This window comes from Arthrobacter methylotrophus, assembly GCF_039539965.1.
Lineage (GTDB): Bacteria > Actinomycetota > Actinomycetes > Actinomycetales > Micrococcaceae > Arthrobacter > Arthrobacter methylotrophus.
Genome location: NZ_BAABED010000001.1, coordinates 445,112 through 458,927 on the forward strand (window position 1 = coordinate 445,112; position 13,816 = coordinate 458,927).

The 13,816-nt window shown below is 60.0% G+C and carries 15 protein-coding genes; 3 read left to right on the plus strand and 12 right to left on the minus strand.

What is annotated here, in order from left to right; all coding sequences use genetic code 11:
- Positions 1–37 precede the first annotated feature (37 nt).
- The 4 genes from ABD884_RS02275 to ABD884_RS02290 all read right to left on the minus strand — a co-directional run bounded on the left by ABD884_RS02275 (position 38) and on the right by ABD884_RS02290 (position 2,666).
- The gene (locus ABD884_RS02275) at positions 38–376 is read right to left on the minus strand and encodes a YciI family protein (protein WP_345035319.1); all 339 of its coding nucleotides are present in this window, start codon (positions 374–376) and stop codon (positions 38–40) included.
- The gene (locus ABD884_RS02280) at positions 342–1,667 is read right to left on the minus strand and encodes an RNA polymerase sigma factor (RefSeq protein ID WP_345035325.1); all 1,326 of its coding nucleotides are present in this window, start codon (positions 1,665–1,667) and stop codon (positions 342–344) included. The genes ABD884_RS02275 and ABD884_RS02280 overlap by 35 nt, the downstream gene beginning before the upstream one ends.
- Positions 1,668–1,709: 42 nt before the next feature.
- Positions 1,710–2,045 carry a YciI family protein gene (locus tag ABD884_RS02285; protein ID WP_345035330.1) on the minus strand — a complete coding sequence of 112 codons (336 nt, stop codon included), beginning with the start codon at positions 2,043–2,045 and terminating at the stop codon, positions 1,710–1,712.
- Positions 2,046–2,150: 105 nt separating this feature from the next.
- Positions 2,151–2,666 carry a DUF2127 domain-containing protein gene (locus ABD884_RS02290; protein WP_345035334.1) on the minus strand — a complete coding sequence of 172 codons (516 nt, stop codon included), beginning with the start codon at positions 2,664–2,666 and terminating at the stop codon, positions 2,151–2,153.
- A gap of 131 nt (positions 2,667–2,797) precedes the next feature.
- Between ABD884_RS02290 and ABD884_RS02295 the strand changes: the two genes are divergently transcribed.
- The 3 genes from ABD884_RS02295 to galU all read left to right on the plus strand — a co-directional run bounded on the left by ABD884_RS02295 (position 2,798) and on the right by galU (position 4,924).
- A complete protein-coding gene (locus ABD884_RS02295) occupies positions 2,798–3,454 on the plus strand; it encodes a hypothetical protein (protein WP_345035337.1) in 657 nt (218 codons plus the stop codon).
- Positions 3,455–3,479: 25 nt separating this feature from the next.
- Positions 3,480–3,956, plus strand: coding sequence for a carboxymuconolactone decarboxylase family protein (locus tag ABD884_RS02300; protein ID WP_345035339.1), 477 nt, complete (start codon positions 3,480–3,482; stop codon positions 3,954–3,956).
- Positions 3,957–4,033: 77 nt separating this feature from the next.
- Entirely contained in the window at positions 4,034–4,924 is an 891-nt protein-coding gene (gene galU / locus ABD884_RS02305) for a UTP--glucose-1-phosphate uridylyltransferase GalU (RefSeq protein ID WP_345035344.1), read from the plus strand.
- A gap of 21 nt (positions 4,925–4,945) precedes the next feature.
- Here the strand turns inward: galU and ABD884_RS02310 are convergent, their stop codons facing one another.
- From ABD884_RS02310 to gmd, 8 genes are all read right to left on the minus strand, one after another.
- Complete coding sequence (locus ABD884_RS02310; RefSeq protein ID WP_345054414.1) at positions 4,946–5,548, minus strand: arsenate reductase/protein-tyrosine-phosphatase family protein; 603 nt, start codon at positions 5,546–5,548, stop codon at positions 4,946–4,948.
- Positions 5,549–5,617: 69 nt separating this feature from the next.
- Complete coding sequence (locus ABD884_RS02315; RefSeq protein WP_345035348.1) at positions 5,618–5,941, minus strand: VanZ family protein; 324 nt, start codon at positions 5,939–5,941, stop codon at positions 5,618–5,620.
- A gap of 349 nt (positions 5,942–6,290) precedes the next feature.
- Positions 6,291–6,902 (minus strand): LPXTG cell wall anchor domain-containing protein, encoded by a 612-nt coding sequence (locus ABD884_RS02320; protein ID WP_345035360.1) that lies wholly within the window; start codon positions 6,900–6,902, stop codon positions 6,291–6,293.
- Between the two features lie 184 nt (positions 6,903–7,086).
- Positions 7,087–8,973, minus strand: a complete 1,887-nt coding sequence (locus tag ABD884_RS02325) for a DUF4012 domain-containing protein (RefSeq protein WP_345035363.1) — start codon at positions 8,971–8,973, stop codon at positions 7,087–7,089.
- Positions 8,974–8,975: 2 nt separating this feature from the next.
- Complete coding sequence (locus tag ABD884_RS02330; protein WP_345035366.1) at positions 8,976–10,289, minus strand: UDP-glucose dehydrogenase family protein; 1,314 nt, start codon at positions 10,287–10,289, stop codon at positions 8,976–8,978.
- Positions 10,290–10,333: 44 nt separating this feature from the next.
- Entirely contained in the window at positions 10,334–11,722 is a 1,389-nt protein-coding gene (locus ABD884_RS02335; protein WP_345035370.1) for a sugar transferase, read from the minus strand.
- An 86-nt stretch (positions 11,723–11,808) separates the two neighbouring features.
- Positions 11,809–12,783: a GDP-L-fucose synthase family protein gene (locus ABD884_RS02340; protein WP_345035374.1), complete on the minus strand. Its 975-nt coding sequence runs from the start codon at positions 12,781–12,783 to the stop codon at positions 11,809–11,811.
- Positions 12,783–13,811, minus strand: a complete 1,029-nt coding sequence (gmd, locus tag ABD884_RS02345) for a GDP-mannose 4,6-dehydratase (RefSeq protein ID WP_028265274.1) — start codon at positions 13,809–13,811, stop codon at positions 12,783–12,785. The genes ABD884_RS02340 and gmd overlap by 1 nt, the downstream gene beginning before the upstream one ends.
- Positions 13,812–13,816 lie beyond the last annotated feature (5 nt).

Genomic DNA, 13,816 nt, shown 5'->3' on the forward strand with positions numbered 1-13,816 from the left:
ATCGAATCGAAGCGATCATGGCAAAGGGAACTTCTGCTTAGGGGTCGATCCGGCGCACTTCGATGGGCCACAGCCGGGCTTCTCCGAGCTTGCCCGCAATTTCCACGGCGCGGTCGGTGTCCACGCAATCCACGATGTAGTAGCCGGCCACGATTTCCTTGGTCTCGAGGAACGGGCCGTCGGTCACGGTGTGCCCGTTGCCGTTGTTGGTGACGAATTTGGCTTCTTCGCCCAGTTCGTGGGCTTCCACGAATTCTCCGGAGGCCCTGAGTTCCTTTTGCAACGAGGCGTGAGCTTGCATAATCTGGTCGATTTCGGATGCGGGGAGCGCGTTCCAGGTGTCAACGTTGTTGGGGATCATCAGTAGGTGTTTCATTTTTCTCCTTCGTTTCTGCGAGCGTCTCTGCGAGTCGTCTGCCGAGGTAGCGGCGTTCCACCTCGGATGGTGCGAGTTCCCGGGCCCGCCGGTATTCGTGGCTGGCTTCGGTTTTCCTGCCGAGCCGCCGCAAGAGGTCGGCTTTTGCGGCCGGTAGGAGGTAGTACCCCTCGAGTGCCCGTGATTGGTCCAGTTGCTCGATGAGGGAAAGCCCTGCCTCCGGTCCTTGGGACATCGCGACGGCGACCGCTCGGTTGAGCTCGATGACCGGCGACGGCGATATCCGGGCCAGGGTGTCATACAGTGCTGCCACCCGGGCGAAGTCTGTGGTGTCAGAGGTGCGGGCAGTCATGTGGCAGGCCGCGATGGCGGCCTGGACACGGTAGCTGCCGGGCTGGATACGGCGTGAGGTGCCGCATCGCTCGGCAGTTGCGAGGAGCGTGGTGGCTTCCGTGATCGCCGCGCTGTCCCATAGTTCGCGGTTCTGGTCTTCGAGAGTCACCAAGTCTCCTGCCGCGTCTGTTCGGGTGTTTCGCCGGGCGTGGTGGAACAGCATGAGCGCCAAGAGACCCAGTGCCTCTGGTTCCTGCGGGGAACCGGAGAGCAGGGCGAGCAATAAGCGGGTGAGGCGGATGGCTTCCCGGACCAGCGGCTCGCGGATCAGGGAGTCGCCTCCGGTGGCCGAGTAGCCTTCGTTGAACATGAGGTAGAGCACGGCCAGGATTCCGCCGGTGCGTTCGGAGATCAGCTCCGGGGGCGGCACGCGATAGGGGATGCCGGCGTCGCGTATTTTGGCGCGGGCCCGGACGAGCCTTTTCGACATGGTGGCTTCCGAGACGAGGAATGCGCGGGCGATCTCGCTCACCGTCAGCCCCGCAACGGTGCGTAAGGTCAGCGCTACCCGGGCTTCCAAGGGGAGGGCCGGGTGACAGCAGGTGTGAATGAGCCGCAACCGGTCGTCGTCGGCCGCTGGATTGCTGATCCCCTCTTCTGCGAGCCCTTCGAGCTCAGTGAGAATCGCGAGTTCGCGGACGGCCCGCTTTTCGCTGGCGGCGCTCCGCAAGCGGTCGATCGCCTTGTTCTTGGCCACGGTGGTCAGCCACGCCCCGGGGTTCCGCGGAATGCCGCGCTCGGGCCAGTCCGCCAGGGCGCGGGCGAACGCATCTTGGACGCAATCCTCGGCCAGGTTCCAATCGCCGGTGACCCGGATGAGGGTCGCGGTGATTCTGGCGGTTTCATCTGTGGACGCGGCCGCGACGGCGGTCTGCACGTCAGTCAGCTCTGGCGCCATGCCACCCTCCTCGGTCAGCAGTGCCCGCGACGCCTCGGATCGTTACTCGCCGAGGGGCCAGACGGGGCGGATCTCGATTTTGCCGAATCGTGCCATGGGGTGTTTGGATGCCACTTCGATAGCTTCGTCGAGATCGGCGCACTTGATGATGTCGTAGCCGGCGATCCATTCCTTTGTCTCGGCGAACGGTCCGTCCGAGACAAGCACTTCGCCCCCGCGCACCGTGACAGTGGTTGCGTCCGAGACGGGGCGCAGCCGGTCACCGTGAAGGGCGACGCCGCGGGATTCCATCTCGGCCCCCCATTCGGCGATGTTGTCCTCTGCGGCCACGTATTTCGGGGCTGTTGGGTCGGTGCAGATGAAAAGCATGTACTCCATGGTTGGCTCCTTCTTGTGGGTTGTTACATCACTACGACGGTCGGGATAGCGCGGAAAGGACACGTGGGAGGAATTTTCTTGAGGGCCCGACGGCGGAGGGTTGCCTTAGGCGGTCGACTGAGGGGTGGGGGAGGGCTGCTGATTCCGTGCCCGGTGGATGCGGTATTCGCGCCCGGTGATCCACACGATGAAAATGTCGAAGGCCGTCAGGAGGATGAGACCCCAGGAGAAGACCACGAGGATCCGGTAGGCCTGGTAAATGATGAAGACGAGCAGGAAGGCGATCATCCACGGGTAGGCCCAGAGCTTGTCCTTCAGGACGGCCCATACCAGCACGATTTTGACCAGGCCGTGGAGCAGTAGGTAGATGGCTCCGAACAGTGTGGCTGAGCCGGAGAGGTTCGAGGTCACGTGAAGCAGGCTGTTCGCCACGAAGTCGTGCGGGTCTTGGGCGAGTTCGTGCTGCGTGAGGAAGCGGGCCAGGTCTCCGATTTGTTGGGGAGTGACCAACAGAAGGAGAATGCCGCCGATCAACTCCAGAACGCCGTCCAGGCCCTTGAGGATGAGGCTGACGCGAAAGGTCTTGTCGAGCAGGCTAGTTCGCGATGGTTTGGTTCCCATGTCACTTCCCTTCAGTAACCAAACTTACAAGCCCATTAAGGGAGTGCTAAATCTACGCCCGCCGGTATATGGAACGCATTAAGACTCCTCGTGGCCACTCCCTTGGGTGATCTGATGAAAAAGAAGAACACATGGCCATCCGGGCCGTGGACCGGTCCTCCACAGGAGATGAACTCACCATGAAGTGTATTGCCTTCGCAAAGGGAACAGCATGTGATGCCAGTGTCTTGATTGCGCGTCCCGAGGACTACGTAGTGGTCGATGACATCGGTGATTTCACCTACTACCCGTCAGAGTCAGCGATGCTCGAGGACGTGGAATACGTTGACGAAGCCGCCTGCGTCCTTGACCGGGCTGGCAACGACTGCCGCTTGACTCTGGATGAGGACCGCAAGCTGTGCCTGGGCCCCTTGTTTGGGCCGGTGGAATTCAGTTGGCTCCGCCAGGCATGGATGAACAACCGGCACCGGAACGCGCCAGCCCATCGCTTGCAGCGCCTCTTGCCGGCAAACCGGGATGCGCTTGTGGCCGAACTGTTTGAAACGCTTTTCCTCGAACACGCCGGCAGGGCCACAGGGACCCCTTGGGCGGTGGATGTAGTGGGCGAAAAATCACAGCCGGCAACACTCCGGGAGGTCGACAGTTTCCTCGCGGAGTTGGATCATCTGGAACGCGCCACCGTGCGCGATCCCTTCGGTCATCTGTACCGCCCAGTCCGCCACGCCACCCACCGGTTCCTCGCCCCGGCCGCGGGCACCATCTATTACGTCGAAATCCCGGCTGGCTGAGAGGCTCCTCGGTTATGCTCGGCGGATGAGCGAAAATACGCCGCGGCTCGCGGGTTACCTGGACAAGCAACTGCCCGGACTCTACCAAGCCCTTTCTGGTTACGCGGAGCAAGTCACTGCGGAAGCGGACCGGGCTGGTGTCCCGCGCCGCACGCTGGAGTTGGTGAACTACCGGGCTTCGCAGATCAACGGCTGTGCCTTTTGCCTGGACCTGCACCATCGCCGCGCCATCAGCTATGGCGAGACCGAGCAGCGGCTTGCGTTGGTGCCGGTGTATGGCGAGGTGACGCTCTTCAGTGAGGCCGAAAAGGTGGCGCTTGAGTTGGCCGAACAGATTACGCGCATGAGTAGTGCGCGTCCCACGGCCGCGCTGTTTTCCCGCGCTCGTCAGGTCTATACGGAGGAGCAGATCAGCGTGCTGTGCATGGCATGCATCGGCATCAATGCCTTCAATCGCCTCTCGATCCTCAGCGAGCACCCGGTGCGGAAAGCACGGAGCTAACGACTTCTTGGCAGGTTGCGTCGAAATTTTGCCTCAAGGATTCGTCGATTAGTAAATCCGTTCGTAAAATCTGCCGTATGACTATGGGGAAATCAGTTCGCAAAGCAGTTATTCCGGCTGCCGGGTTGGGCACGCGTTTCTTGCCTGCCACCAAGGCGATGCCGAAGGAAATGTTGCCGGTGGTTGATGTGCCGGCCATCCAGTATGTGGTTGAGGAGGCCGTGAATGCGGGCCTCAGCGACTTGCTGATGATCACCGGGCGCAACAAGCGTTCCTTGGAAGACCACTTTGACCGGGCACCTGCGCTGGAGCGCACCTTGGAGCTGAAGGGCGACGTCGCACGCTTGGCCGCCGTGCAGCATGCTTCCGGTCTCGGGCCCATCCACTTCGTGCGCCAGGGTGAGCCGAAGGGCTTGGGCCATGCGGTGCTGTGCGCTAGGCAGCACGTGGGCGACGAACCTTTTGCCGTGCTGTTGGGCGACGATCTCATTGATGCGCGGGACCAGCTCCTGACCACCATGATCGACGTGCAGGCGAAGACCGGCGGCTCGGTGATTGCCCTCATTGAGGTGGAGCCGTCGCAGATCAGTGCGTATGGCTGCGCGGACATCACGGTCATCGAGGGGGAGGACTATGTCCGGGTCAACAGCTTGGTGGAGAAGCCTTCGGTTGAGGAAGCGCCATCAAATTTGGCTGTCATCGGACGCTATGTCCTGCATCCGGCTGTGTTCGATGTCCTTGAAGAGACCGGCCCAGGTCGCGGTGGGGAGATTCAGCTGACCGACGCACTCCAGACCCTTGCGAAGGGTGATGGCGAAGGAGCCGGCGTGTACGGGGTCGTCTTCCGTGGAGGTCGCTACGATACCGGGGACAAGCTGAGCTATTTGAAGGCTGTCGTCACGCTGGCGTCCGAGCGGCCCGAGTTCGGTGAGGACCTGAAGTCCTGGATGAAGGAATTCCTCGGTTAGTTTCGCCTGACCGTGGGCGAGCTAGGACTCTTGCATGGTTAGCCGTGCGTAGCGGAGAATCCTGAGGAGCGCCGGAGCCAGCTCGTCTTCCATCCGCAGATATGCCTCGGCGCCTTGATTGTAGGGGTCCGCGATGTCGTTGTCCGCCGGCGTGGCTGCCAGGACCAGGTGGCGCACGGATGATGCGCGTGCGGGTAGTTCCCGCCACTGCTGGATGTAGCCGGAGCCCGACGGCGCTGCGTCGCCTCGTTCTTCCAGCGCATTCAGCATCCGCGCGAACTCTCGGATGGTGAATGTCCGTTTCAACAGGGACGCGTCCATCTGCAGAACTTCCCCGCGGTGGTTTGATGCCATGGTGAGGACCAGGTCGGCCTCCCTGAGGATATTCTGGGTGAGCTGCCGGGCGGCAAAGTCATCGGGTGTGCCGCCGTAGGTGCGGATGATGTCCGCGGACAGTGGTTGGATGGGGCTGCCCACCATAGCCCTGGTGCCGGCGCTGCGGACTTCGAAGCCGCCGAGGAGAACTTGATTTAGACCTGCCTGAAGCAAGCGCTCGGCGACGGGGGAGCGGCAGATGTTGCCGGTGCAGACGGTGAGGATCCGAACGGCTTGGGGCGATTCCAAAGGCATAGCTCTTTCACTAGCTGGCAGGCGGTCGTGACACCTGTGTTTTACAAGTTAACACGGCAAGAGTCATGGCTCGTGCAATGCTGGGTGGCGCAGGGGCTGCCGTTTCAACGGGGTCGAATGCATCAGCCCGATGCCGAATCCCACTGTGTTCATCAGGATGTCCTGCATGCTTGAAGACCGATGTGGCAGAAACAGCAGCTGGCTTAGCTCTAGGACGCCTGATGCAGCTGCCCCGAGCGCCAAGAGCTGCCACCAGCGCTTGCCTGGAAAGGTAAACGCAATAAGGAAGCGTGCTGGCGCAAAGAGGAATACGTTGGCAGAGGTCTCGACGAATCCGTAGTTGAACCACTCCGGGATACCGTTTTGGTGGAGAAATCCAGAAGACAAGCCAGGCTGCCTGCTGCTGGCTTGTCCACAGGAGTTGGCCAAAAAGCGATGAATGCAAGGGCAACAAAGTAGAGCAAGAGCATCCAGCGGAGGAGTCCAGAGGAACACAATTTCACGTGTTTCGCATCAAGGCGAAAGTCGCCATGCCGATTGAAGTCAAGGCCAGAAGAATCAGGAAGATCATCGGCCGTGCCTGCCTCGGGATTTCCGGAATCGCGGGCCATTCCATTCTGAGGCTCAGCCTCTTACGTCGTCGCCAATGTCTCCCCATGGTCATAAAGTACTGTACACATAAGAAGGAGGGGTTGTTACCGGATTACCGTTAACAACCCCTCCTTTTGTATGACCTTTAGGCTGCAGCTACGGTTTCATTCTTTGCGCGGCGGCGAACCACCAGGACGGAAGTGGTGCCAGCAACGAGTGCGCCAGCGCCGACCAGGCCCCACAGAATGAGGCTGGAATCGACGCCGGTGTTGGCCAGACCGGTGCCACCGGTGTTTGCCAGGGTTGCACCGCCGGTGTTAGCGAGGCCCGCCGCGGTTGGGACCGCATCTACTATCTCAGTGACGGTGTGGCCGGAAGTAGCACCGACCGCGGTCAGCTGGTAGGTGCCGACCTCGGTCAGTGAGACGTCGGTGGAGAAAGCACCGGAGCCGTTGGCAACAGCGGTGATTGTGGTAGGTGCCAGGTGAAGGGCGCCGGGTACGGCCATGGCGATGCCGTTGCTCGTGCCGGGTGCCGCAGCGCCCTGGGGAGCAGCAGTAAAGGTAATGGTGATGATGATCGTTTCGCCGGGCGTGAAGCCAGTTCCGGAGAATACGATGGTGCCGCCTACAATTATCGTTGCCCTGGAAATAGTGCCCGGCGGAGGGGGTGCCGGGTAGTCAACGGCCATTGCTGGACCAGACGCGGCAAGTGCGATGGTGCCCGCGAGCGCGAGCGCAGAAAGAGTTTTCTTCAATTTGTCCCCCTGAGACCTTGGTACGTACTTGAGACCTGCTACGTAGTTCTTTGTGATGAAAGAGATTCCATCCACCACGAACACGTGAACTGAAATCCGAGTCCTACCCCAGACCGAAGCTACCATCCTGTGGGTGCATACTGCAAAGTAAATCCAAACCCGTTACAAAGGATTAATCCCCCGTCTATCTGTCCGGCCCGCAGCTTTCCGATTGAGTCGGGAGTATTACGCGGTCCACGGATTGGATGGTCGGGGTCACCACTACCTCGGGCTGGCTGTTCTGGACGATCTTTCCAAAAGTGAATTCCACGGTACTGCTTTGTCCAGGCGCCAGCCGGACAGAGAGGGTGCCGACGGGTCGCTCGTCGTGGCGCTGCGCGCCAAACGGGACGTTTTTCCCATCCTGAGTGGCTGTTTCGACGTAGGCTTGGGAAGGACCGTAGGCAATCACGTTGCTTTGCGCGGTACCTGCCGGCACTCCATAGGATCCCCCACCGGTAACGTACGCCGGCAATGAGGTTGCCGCATCTGTGGGAGCGGTGTTCGTGCTGGTGATCCGAACCTTGACGATCCCATAACCGCCGGGAGCAGTGCACTGCTGGATGAGCTGAACAGTGCGGTTCACGTAGTAGTCCATTTTGGCGCCCGTGCCGTCATTGAAGTAGGCGCCAAACTGGGCTGCAGGCACGCTGGGGCCGGAAATTGAGCCGCTGAGCGTGTATTTCGCGAGAGTTGTCTGTTCTGCCGTATCCGATGACCAGAGCAGAACCCGGTGTTCTTCCACGCCCTTTCCGACGCCGGCAAGCAGGCTTTTCGCATTGCCCTTGCCCGAGGTGAAAGCGCCAAAGATCTCCCTCGCCACAGCAGCGAAATAGACGTCCTGCTGTTTTGGATCCTTGATTTGGGCGTAGACATCCGAAAGCAGCGTTTTCACCACGTTCTTTCCGGAGAGTTGAGTCGGCAGTTTCCCGGAGTTCAGCGCCTGTACCTGTGGATCTTGAAGCGTGACTGGTCCCGTGGCGTCCAGTATGTAGCCGAGGGCCACCGGGTCGATCGAGACCACACCGTCGAGCTTTTCGCCCTTCTTCTGTTCCCACATCGTTAGCGCCGTGACTGCGGAAGTGGGGAAATCCGGGGTGAAGTTGACATCCTGCATGAAAGTGCCCATGCGGGAGCTGTAGATGCGCTCCTGTTCGGCGTCTACGGATACCGCTGGATTGAAGGCTCCGAGTTCGGTAGCGCTGCTTTCAGTAGAAAGGCTGAGCTTGCCTTTGTCCGCGGTAAGGACCACCAGGGCGCCCGGGATCCCTCCGGTGGCTCGGGCCTCGGCGTTGTTCTGTACGAGCAGCAGGTAGTGCCGCGGCTTGTCCGAGCCCAACATGGCCGGGGCGAGGCCCGCAGCGTCAGACGCCGTGTCGAGCTCGTCTACCACGGAACTAAGTTGTTGCCGCGCCTGTGTCAAGGGTCCCGCAATCTGGGGGAGCAAGCTGCCAGCATCGATCGCGTTGAGGCGTTCGGCTGAAGAGCGCACAACGTTTGCGGCGGAGGCCACTGCAGGTGCGGCTTTCTGGATTGGATTCAAGTCAGTGCCGTTGCCGCTGGGCACTAACTTGTCCCAGTTGAGGGAGTCGTACACCTTTACCAAGGGGGCCACGCTAAGCGTGGCTACGTCGTCCGCTGAGCGGGCTATTTCGGTGGTGGCGGAGAAATTCGCGCCCAGCCATGGCATGGCCGAAGCTAAGGACCAGAGTGGATCCGAGGCCGCTTCGCGGGCAGATGCGGTGTGGTCCCTCAGCTCGTCGGCAACCGCAGTGGCATCTGCGGGCCGGTTCTGGAGGATGCTCTCTTTGAGTTTGGGCACCAGCTGTGTGGATGACCAAAGCTCTGTCTTGATCGTGGAGGCCTTGGCACTGAGCCAAAGGACGGCGGCTCCGCCGAGCACCAGAACGGCTACGAGGCATATTCCGGCGGTCAAGAACCGACGACGGCGCTTTCTGGCGACCGATTGTGGGCCATCCTGGAGCGACCCGGGTTCATCCGCGATGCTCTCCTCACGTTCGGTGTCAGTCACGTCTATGGCCTTCCAAGTCCGCGGAACTGCCATCCGGCGGCGCGCCATTTGGCGGCATCCAGGACGTTTCGCCCGTCCAGGATTCGGAGGCTGGCAACGCTGCTGCCGACCTCGTAGGGGTCGAGCTCCTTGTATTGCTGCCATTCCGTGAGCAGGAGTAAGGCATCGGCCCCTGCGATCGCGGTATCTATAGCCTGCTCGTACTGCAACTCAGGGAATCGCTTGGCAGCGTTCTCCAAGGCTTTCGGATCCGTGACCGTCACGACGGCGCCCTGGAGCTGGAGCTGTGCGGCGATGCTAAGTGCCGGCGAGTCCCGGACGTCGTCGCTTTCGGGCTTGAAAGCGGCACCGAGTACCGTGATGCGTTGACCCAGTAGGCTCCCACCGCAAAGTTCTCTTGTGAGCTCCACAACCCTGGTCCTTCGGCGCATGTTGATGGAGTCCACTTCCCTCAAGAAGGTGAGGGCTTGGTCGGCTCCGAGTTCGCCGGCCCTGGCCATGAAGGCCCGGATGTCCTTAGGGAGACATCCTCCGCCAAAGCCGATGCCTGCGTTGAGGAACTTGCGGCCAATCCTGTCGTCCATTCCGATGGCGTCTGCAAGCCGGGTGACGTCCGCCCCTGCTGCTTCACAGACCTCAGCCATGGCGTTGATGAACGAGATCTTAGTGGCCAGGAACGAATTGGCGGCCGCCTTGACCAGCTCGGCTGTCGGGTGGTCGGTGACTAAACGTGGAGTGCCGTCGGCGAGTGGGGAGGCATAGACCTCATCCAACACCGAAACGGCTGCGTGATCTTCCGAGCCATCTGCAACGCCATAGACTAAGCGGTCAGGTGAAAGAGTGTCGGTGACGGCATGGCCTTCGCGGAGGAATTCGGGGTTCCACACAAGGTGAGCCTCTGGCTGATGCTCGGACAAGATGTCAGCCAAGCGGGCGGCAGTCCCCACTGGAACAGTCGACTTGCCCACCACAACGTCGCCAGGCCGTACATGGGGGAGCAACGTCTCCATTGCCGCGTCCACGTACCGTAGGTCAGCGCCGTTTTCGCCTTTCTTCTGGGGTGTTCCCACGCAGATGAAGTGGACGCTGCTTCCGGCGGCCGCGGACATGTCAGAGGTGAAGGACAGACGCCCCGTCTCTTGGACGTTCTTGAGCAGTTCCTCCAAACCTGGCTCGAAGAACGGGGCCTGAGCGGCGGAGAGCGAACTGATCTTCCGCTCATCCACATCGATGCCAACCACCTCGTGGCCAAGCTTGGCCATACAGGCGGCATGTACGGCACCGAGGTAGCCGCAGCCGATGACTGAAATGCGCATTGTATTGCCTTCCCCCAGAGGGTTATATTCTGCGTCAGAGCTGATCAATAAGCGCCGTGGCCGCCGAGGACGGCCCTAGCGGTACGAAGCAAGATGATGAGGTCCCCAGCTAGAGACCAGTTTTCCACGTAATAGAGATCCAACCGGACCGAGTCCTGCCAGGAAAGATTAGATCGTCCGCTGACCTGCCAAAGCCCGGTCACCCCTGGTTTGACCAGAAGTCGCCGTCGCACATCCTGTTCGTACGCCTCGACTTCTTTGGGCAACGGAGGACGTGGGCCGACCAAACTCATGGAACCAAGAAAAACATTGAATAGCTGAGGAAGCTCATCCATGCTGTACTTACGGAGAACGCCGCCCACACGAGTGATGCGAGGATCGTTCCTCACCTTGAAAAGCAGCCCGCTTCCCTCATTTCTGTGAGCGAGCTCGGTGAGTCTCGCCTCTGCATCCACTACCATGGAGCGGAACTTGAGCATCCTGAAGTGAGCGCCTTCAAACCCCACGCGTTCTTGTCTGAAGAGGACGGGACCAGGACTGTCGAGTTTCACCATTAGGGCCAGGATCATCAACAGCGGGGAAAACAAGACGATGAGGCCAGCCGAGGCGGCGACGTCGAAGAGTCGTTTGGCGACACGCTGACCCGCTTCAAGAGTTGGAGTCGTGACGTGAATGAGAGGAAGCCCGGCAACTTGCTGCGTGTGGATGCGCGGTCCTGCGACGTCGGTGAGGGCCGGGGCCAGAATGAGCCCAACGTTACGGTCGGCCAATTCCCAGCCGAGCTGACGGAGCGTTCTCGGACTTAGGTGAACGCCTGCAGTGATGGCCACTGCGTCAGCATCGCATCTATCGATCGCGTCAAGGATTGTCTGTGTTTGTGGCGTGTGGCCAAGCAGAGGAAGCCCTGAGCCTGCCAGTTCGTTCGAGGAAGATGGGTCACCCGGCGTATATGCGGCAACAGGCATGTAGCCGGCGTGCTTCTCGCGCACCAGGTTTTCCGCCAGGTGGACGATTCCGCTAGGACCTCCCAGAAGCATGAGACGGGACATACGCCGGCCCTTTTGCCGGTGAACACTCAAATGCTGTCGTAAGAGCCAGCGACCCAGCAGGAGTCCGCTGAGGCCAGCGGGCAGGGCGATCCCGACGTATCCGCGGGCAGTGTCCAGGCGGAATACGTAGGAGAAAATCGCAACAAACCCGAACAGCCAAAGAGAGGCGGCGGCTACGCGTTTGTACTCGTCAGGTCCGGACCCGAGAATTCGACTTTGCCTCGTGTTCCATGCTTCCAGCATCAGCCACCATGTGATGGCCAAGATTATAGATAACCAAACATAGCTCGAGTCTTGCCCAGAAACGGTAAAGCTCGAGTCCAAGCCGAACCGGATGCTGTAGGCACCCGCCAGCGCCCAAACGATGACAAAGGCGTCAACCATTCGAAGGGTACGTGAAGTACGTGATCTCCAATTTGCCTCTTGACTCAAAGAGTCCCCCATTTCAATGTGACCGCCGCTTGGACTTCTTAGTTACGGATCTCAGGCATATTCGCCCGGTACCAGTCAACCGTGGCCTTGATTCCTTCTTTCAAGTCAATGGAAGCAGACCACCCGGCTCTTGAAAGCTTGGAAACATCCAGCAGTTTTCGTGGCGTGCCATCCGGCTTGGAAGTGTCCCATTCGATAGTGCCTGAGAAACCGACAGCGTCTGCTACTATCTCGGCCAGTTCCTTGATGGTTACATCTGCCCCGGTGCCGACATTTACTTGTTCAGGACCGTCGTAGTTCTCCAGTAGATGGAAGCAGGCCGCAGCCATGTCGTCTACGTGAAGGAATTCCCGCCGCGGTGAGCCGGTGCCCCAGTTGGTGACTACAGGAGTCCCGGATTTAGCCGCTTCGTCGTAGCGACGAATCAGGGCGGGCAATACGTGCGAACCTTCGGGCGAAAAGTTGTCGCCGGGTCCATAGAGGTTGGTGGGCATGGCCGATATCCACGGGAGCCCGTATTGCCGGCGGACTGCCTGTACCTGCATGATGCCTGCGATTTTCGCGATTGCGTAGGCATCATTGGTGGGTTCAAGGTGGCCTGTGAGCAGCGAATCCTCACGGATTGGTTGCTCTGCGAACTTTGGATAGATGCAGGACGACCCCAAGAAGAGGAGGCGTTCGACACCGTGCTCGCGAGCCGCGTCGAGAACATTCACCTGGATCCGCAGATTGTCGCTGAGGAAGTCCACGGGATACGTGTTATTTGCAAGAATCCCGCCTACCTTCGCGGCAGCCAGCACCACGTAACGGGGCTTGCTCTTGGCAAAGAACTCGAAGACCGCATTCCGGTCCTTAAGATCCAGTTCGGTGGAAGACTTGCCCACAAGCTGGGCGAAGCCTTCGTTTTCCAAGTTGCGCCAAATTGCGGAGCCCACCAAGCCACGGTGTCCGGCTACATAAAACCTTGAGTTGCGGTCGAGTCTGCCAGGCGTGTATGAGACGGACTCAGACATCAGTTTTTCCAACTATCGAGATCTACGCCATCGATCCAGTGGTTGCCGGCGTGCTTTAGGGCCTCTATGTCAGCATCCACCATGATTCGGGCAAGCTCCGGCGTGTGAACGGTTGCTTTCCAGCCGAGTTTTTCCTGCGCCTTCGAGGCATCGCCTACAAGTGCGTCAACTTCCGTAGGACGCAGATAGCGCTCGTCAAACCGCACGTGGTCTTCCCAGTTCAGTCCTGCATGCTCGAACGAGATCTCCAGGAAGTCCCGAACGGTGTAGTTACCACCAGTTGCGAGGACGAAGTCCTCCGGTTCATCGGCCTGAAGCATGCGCCACATACCTTCAACGTATTCGGCCGCGTATCCCCAATCCCGCACGGCGTCTAGATTGCCCATATAGAGCAGATCTTGTTTGCCGGCCTTGATGGCGGCAACTGCGCGCGTAATCTTGCGGGTCACGAATGTCTCGCCACGACGTGGGGATTCATGGTTGAACAAGATTCCGTTCACCGCGAACATGCCGTAGGCCTCGCGGTAGTTCTTCGTGACCCAGTAGCTGTACACCTTGGCGGCCCCGTAAGGGGAGCGTGGGTAGAACGGCGTGTCTTCGTTTTGCGGGGGAGGAGTAGCACCGAACATTTCGGACGAAGAAGCCTGATAATACTTTGTCGCGATGCCCGACATGCGAACTGCCTCGAGGAGCCGGATGGAACCAACTCCGGTCGTGTCGCCGGTGTGCTCGGGCTCGTCGAACGAGACCCGAACATGCGACTGGGCCCCGAGGTTGTAAACCTCGTCCGGCTGGATTTCCGCTAGCAACGTGACGAGTCTCGCGCCATCGCTCAAGTCGCCGTAGTGGAGCAAGAGCTTTGCGTTGGGTTCGTGGGGATCGACGTAGAGGTGGTCGATCCTTGAAGTATTGAACGTCGATGCCCGGCGGATAAGTCCATGAACCTCATAGCCCTTACTCAGTAAGAGTTCTGCTAGGTAAGAGCCGTCCTGCCCGGTGATGCCGGTGATGAACGCGCGCTTGGTCATTCTTG

Excerpts from the sequence above, each read along its gene's own strand:
- ABD884_RS02275 (WP_345035319.1), bottom strand. The coding sequence starts at position 376 with ATGAAACACCTACTGATGATCCCCAACAACGTTGACACCTGGAACGCG.
- ABD884_RS02280 (WP_345035325.1), bottom strand. The coding sequence starts at position 1,667 with ATGGCGCCAGAGCTGACTGACGTGCAGACCGCCGTCGCGGCCGCGTCC.
- ABD884_RS02285 (WP_345035330.1), bottom strand. The coding sequence starts at position 2,045 with ATGGAGTACATGCTTTTCATCTGCACCGACCCAACAGCCCCGAAATAC.
- ABD884_RS02290 (WP_345035334.1), bottom strand. The coding sequence starts at position 2,666 with ATGGGAACCAAACCATCGCGAACTAGCCTGCTCGACAAGACCTTTCGC.
- ABD884_RS02295 (WP_345035337.1), top strand. The coding sequence starts at position 2,798 with ATGGCCATCCGGGCCGTGGACCGGTCCTCCACAGGAGATGAACTCACC.
- ABD884_RS02300 (WP_345035339.1), top strand. The coding sequence starts at position 3,480 with ATGAGCGAAAATACGCCGCGGCTCGCGGGTTACCTGGACAAGCAACTG.
- galU (WP_345035344.1), top strand. The coding sequence starts at position 4,034 with ATGACTATGGGGAAATCAGTTCGCAAAGCAGTTATTCCGGCTGCCGGG.
- ABD884_RS02330 (WP_345035366.1), bottom strand. The coding sequence starts at position 10,289 with ATGCGCATTTCAGTCATCGGCTGCGGCTACCTCGGTGCCGTACATGCC.
- ABD884_RS02335 (WP_345035370.1), bottom strand. The coding sequence starts at position 11,722 with ATGGTTGACGCCTTTGTCATCGTTTGGGCGCTGGCGGGTGCCTACAGC.
- ABD884_RS02340 (WP_345035374.1), bottom strand. The coding sequence starts at position 12,783 with ATGTCTGAGTCCGTCTCATACACGCCTGGCAGACTCGACCGCAACTCA.
- gmd (WP_028265274.1), bottom strand. The coding sequence starts at position 13,811 with ATGACCAAGCGCGCGTTCATCACCGGCATCACCGGGCAGGACGGCTCT.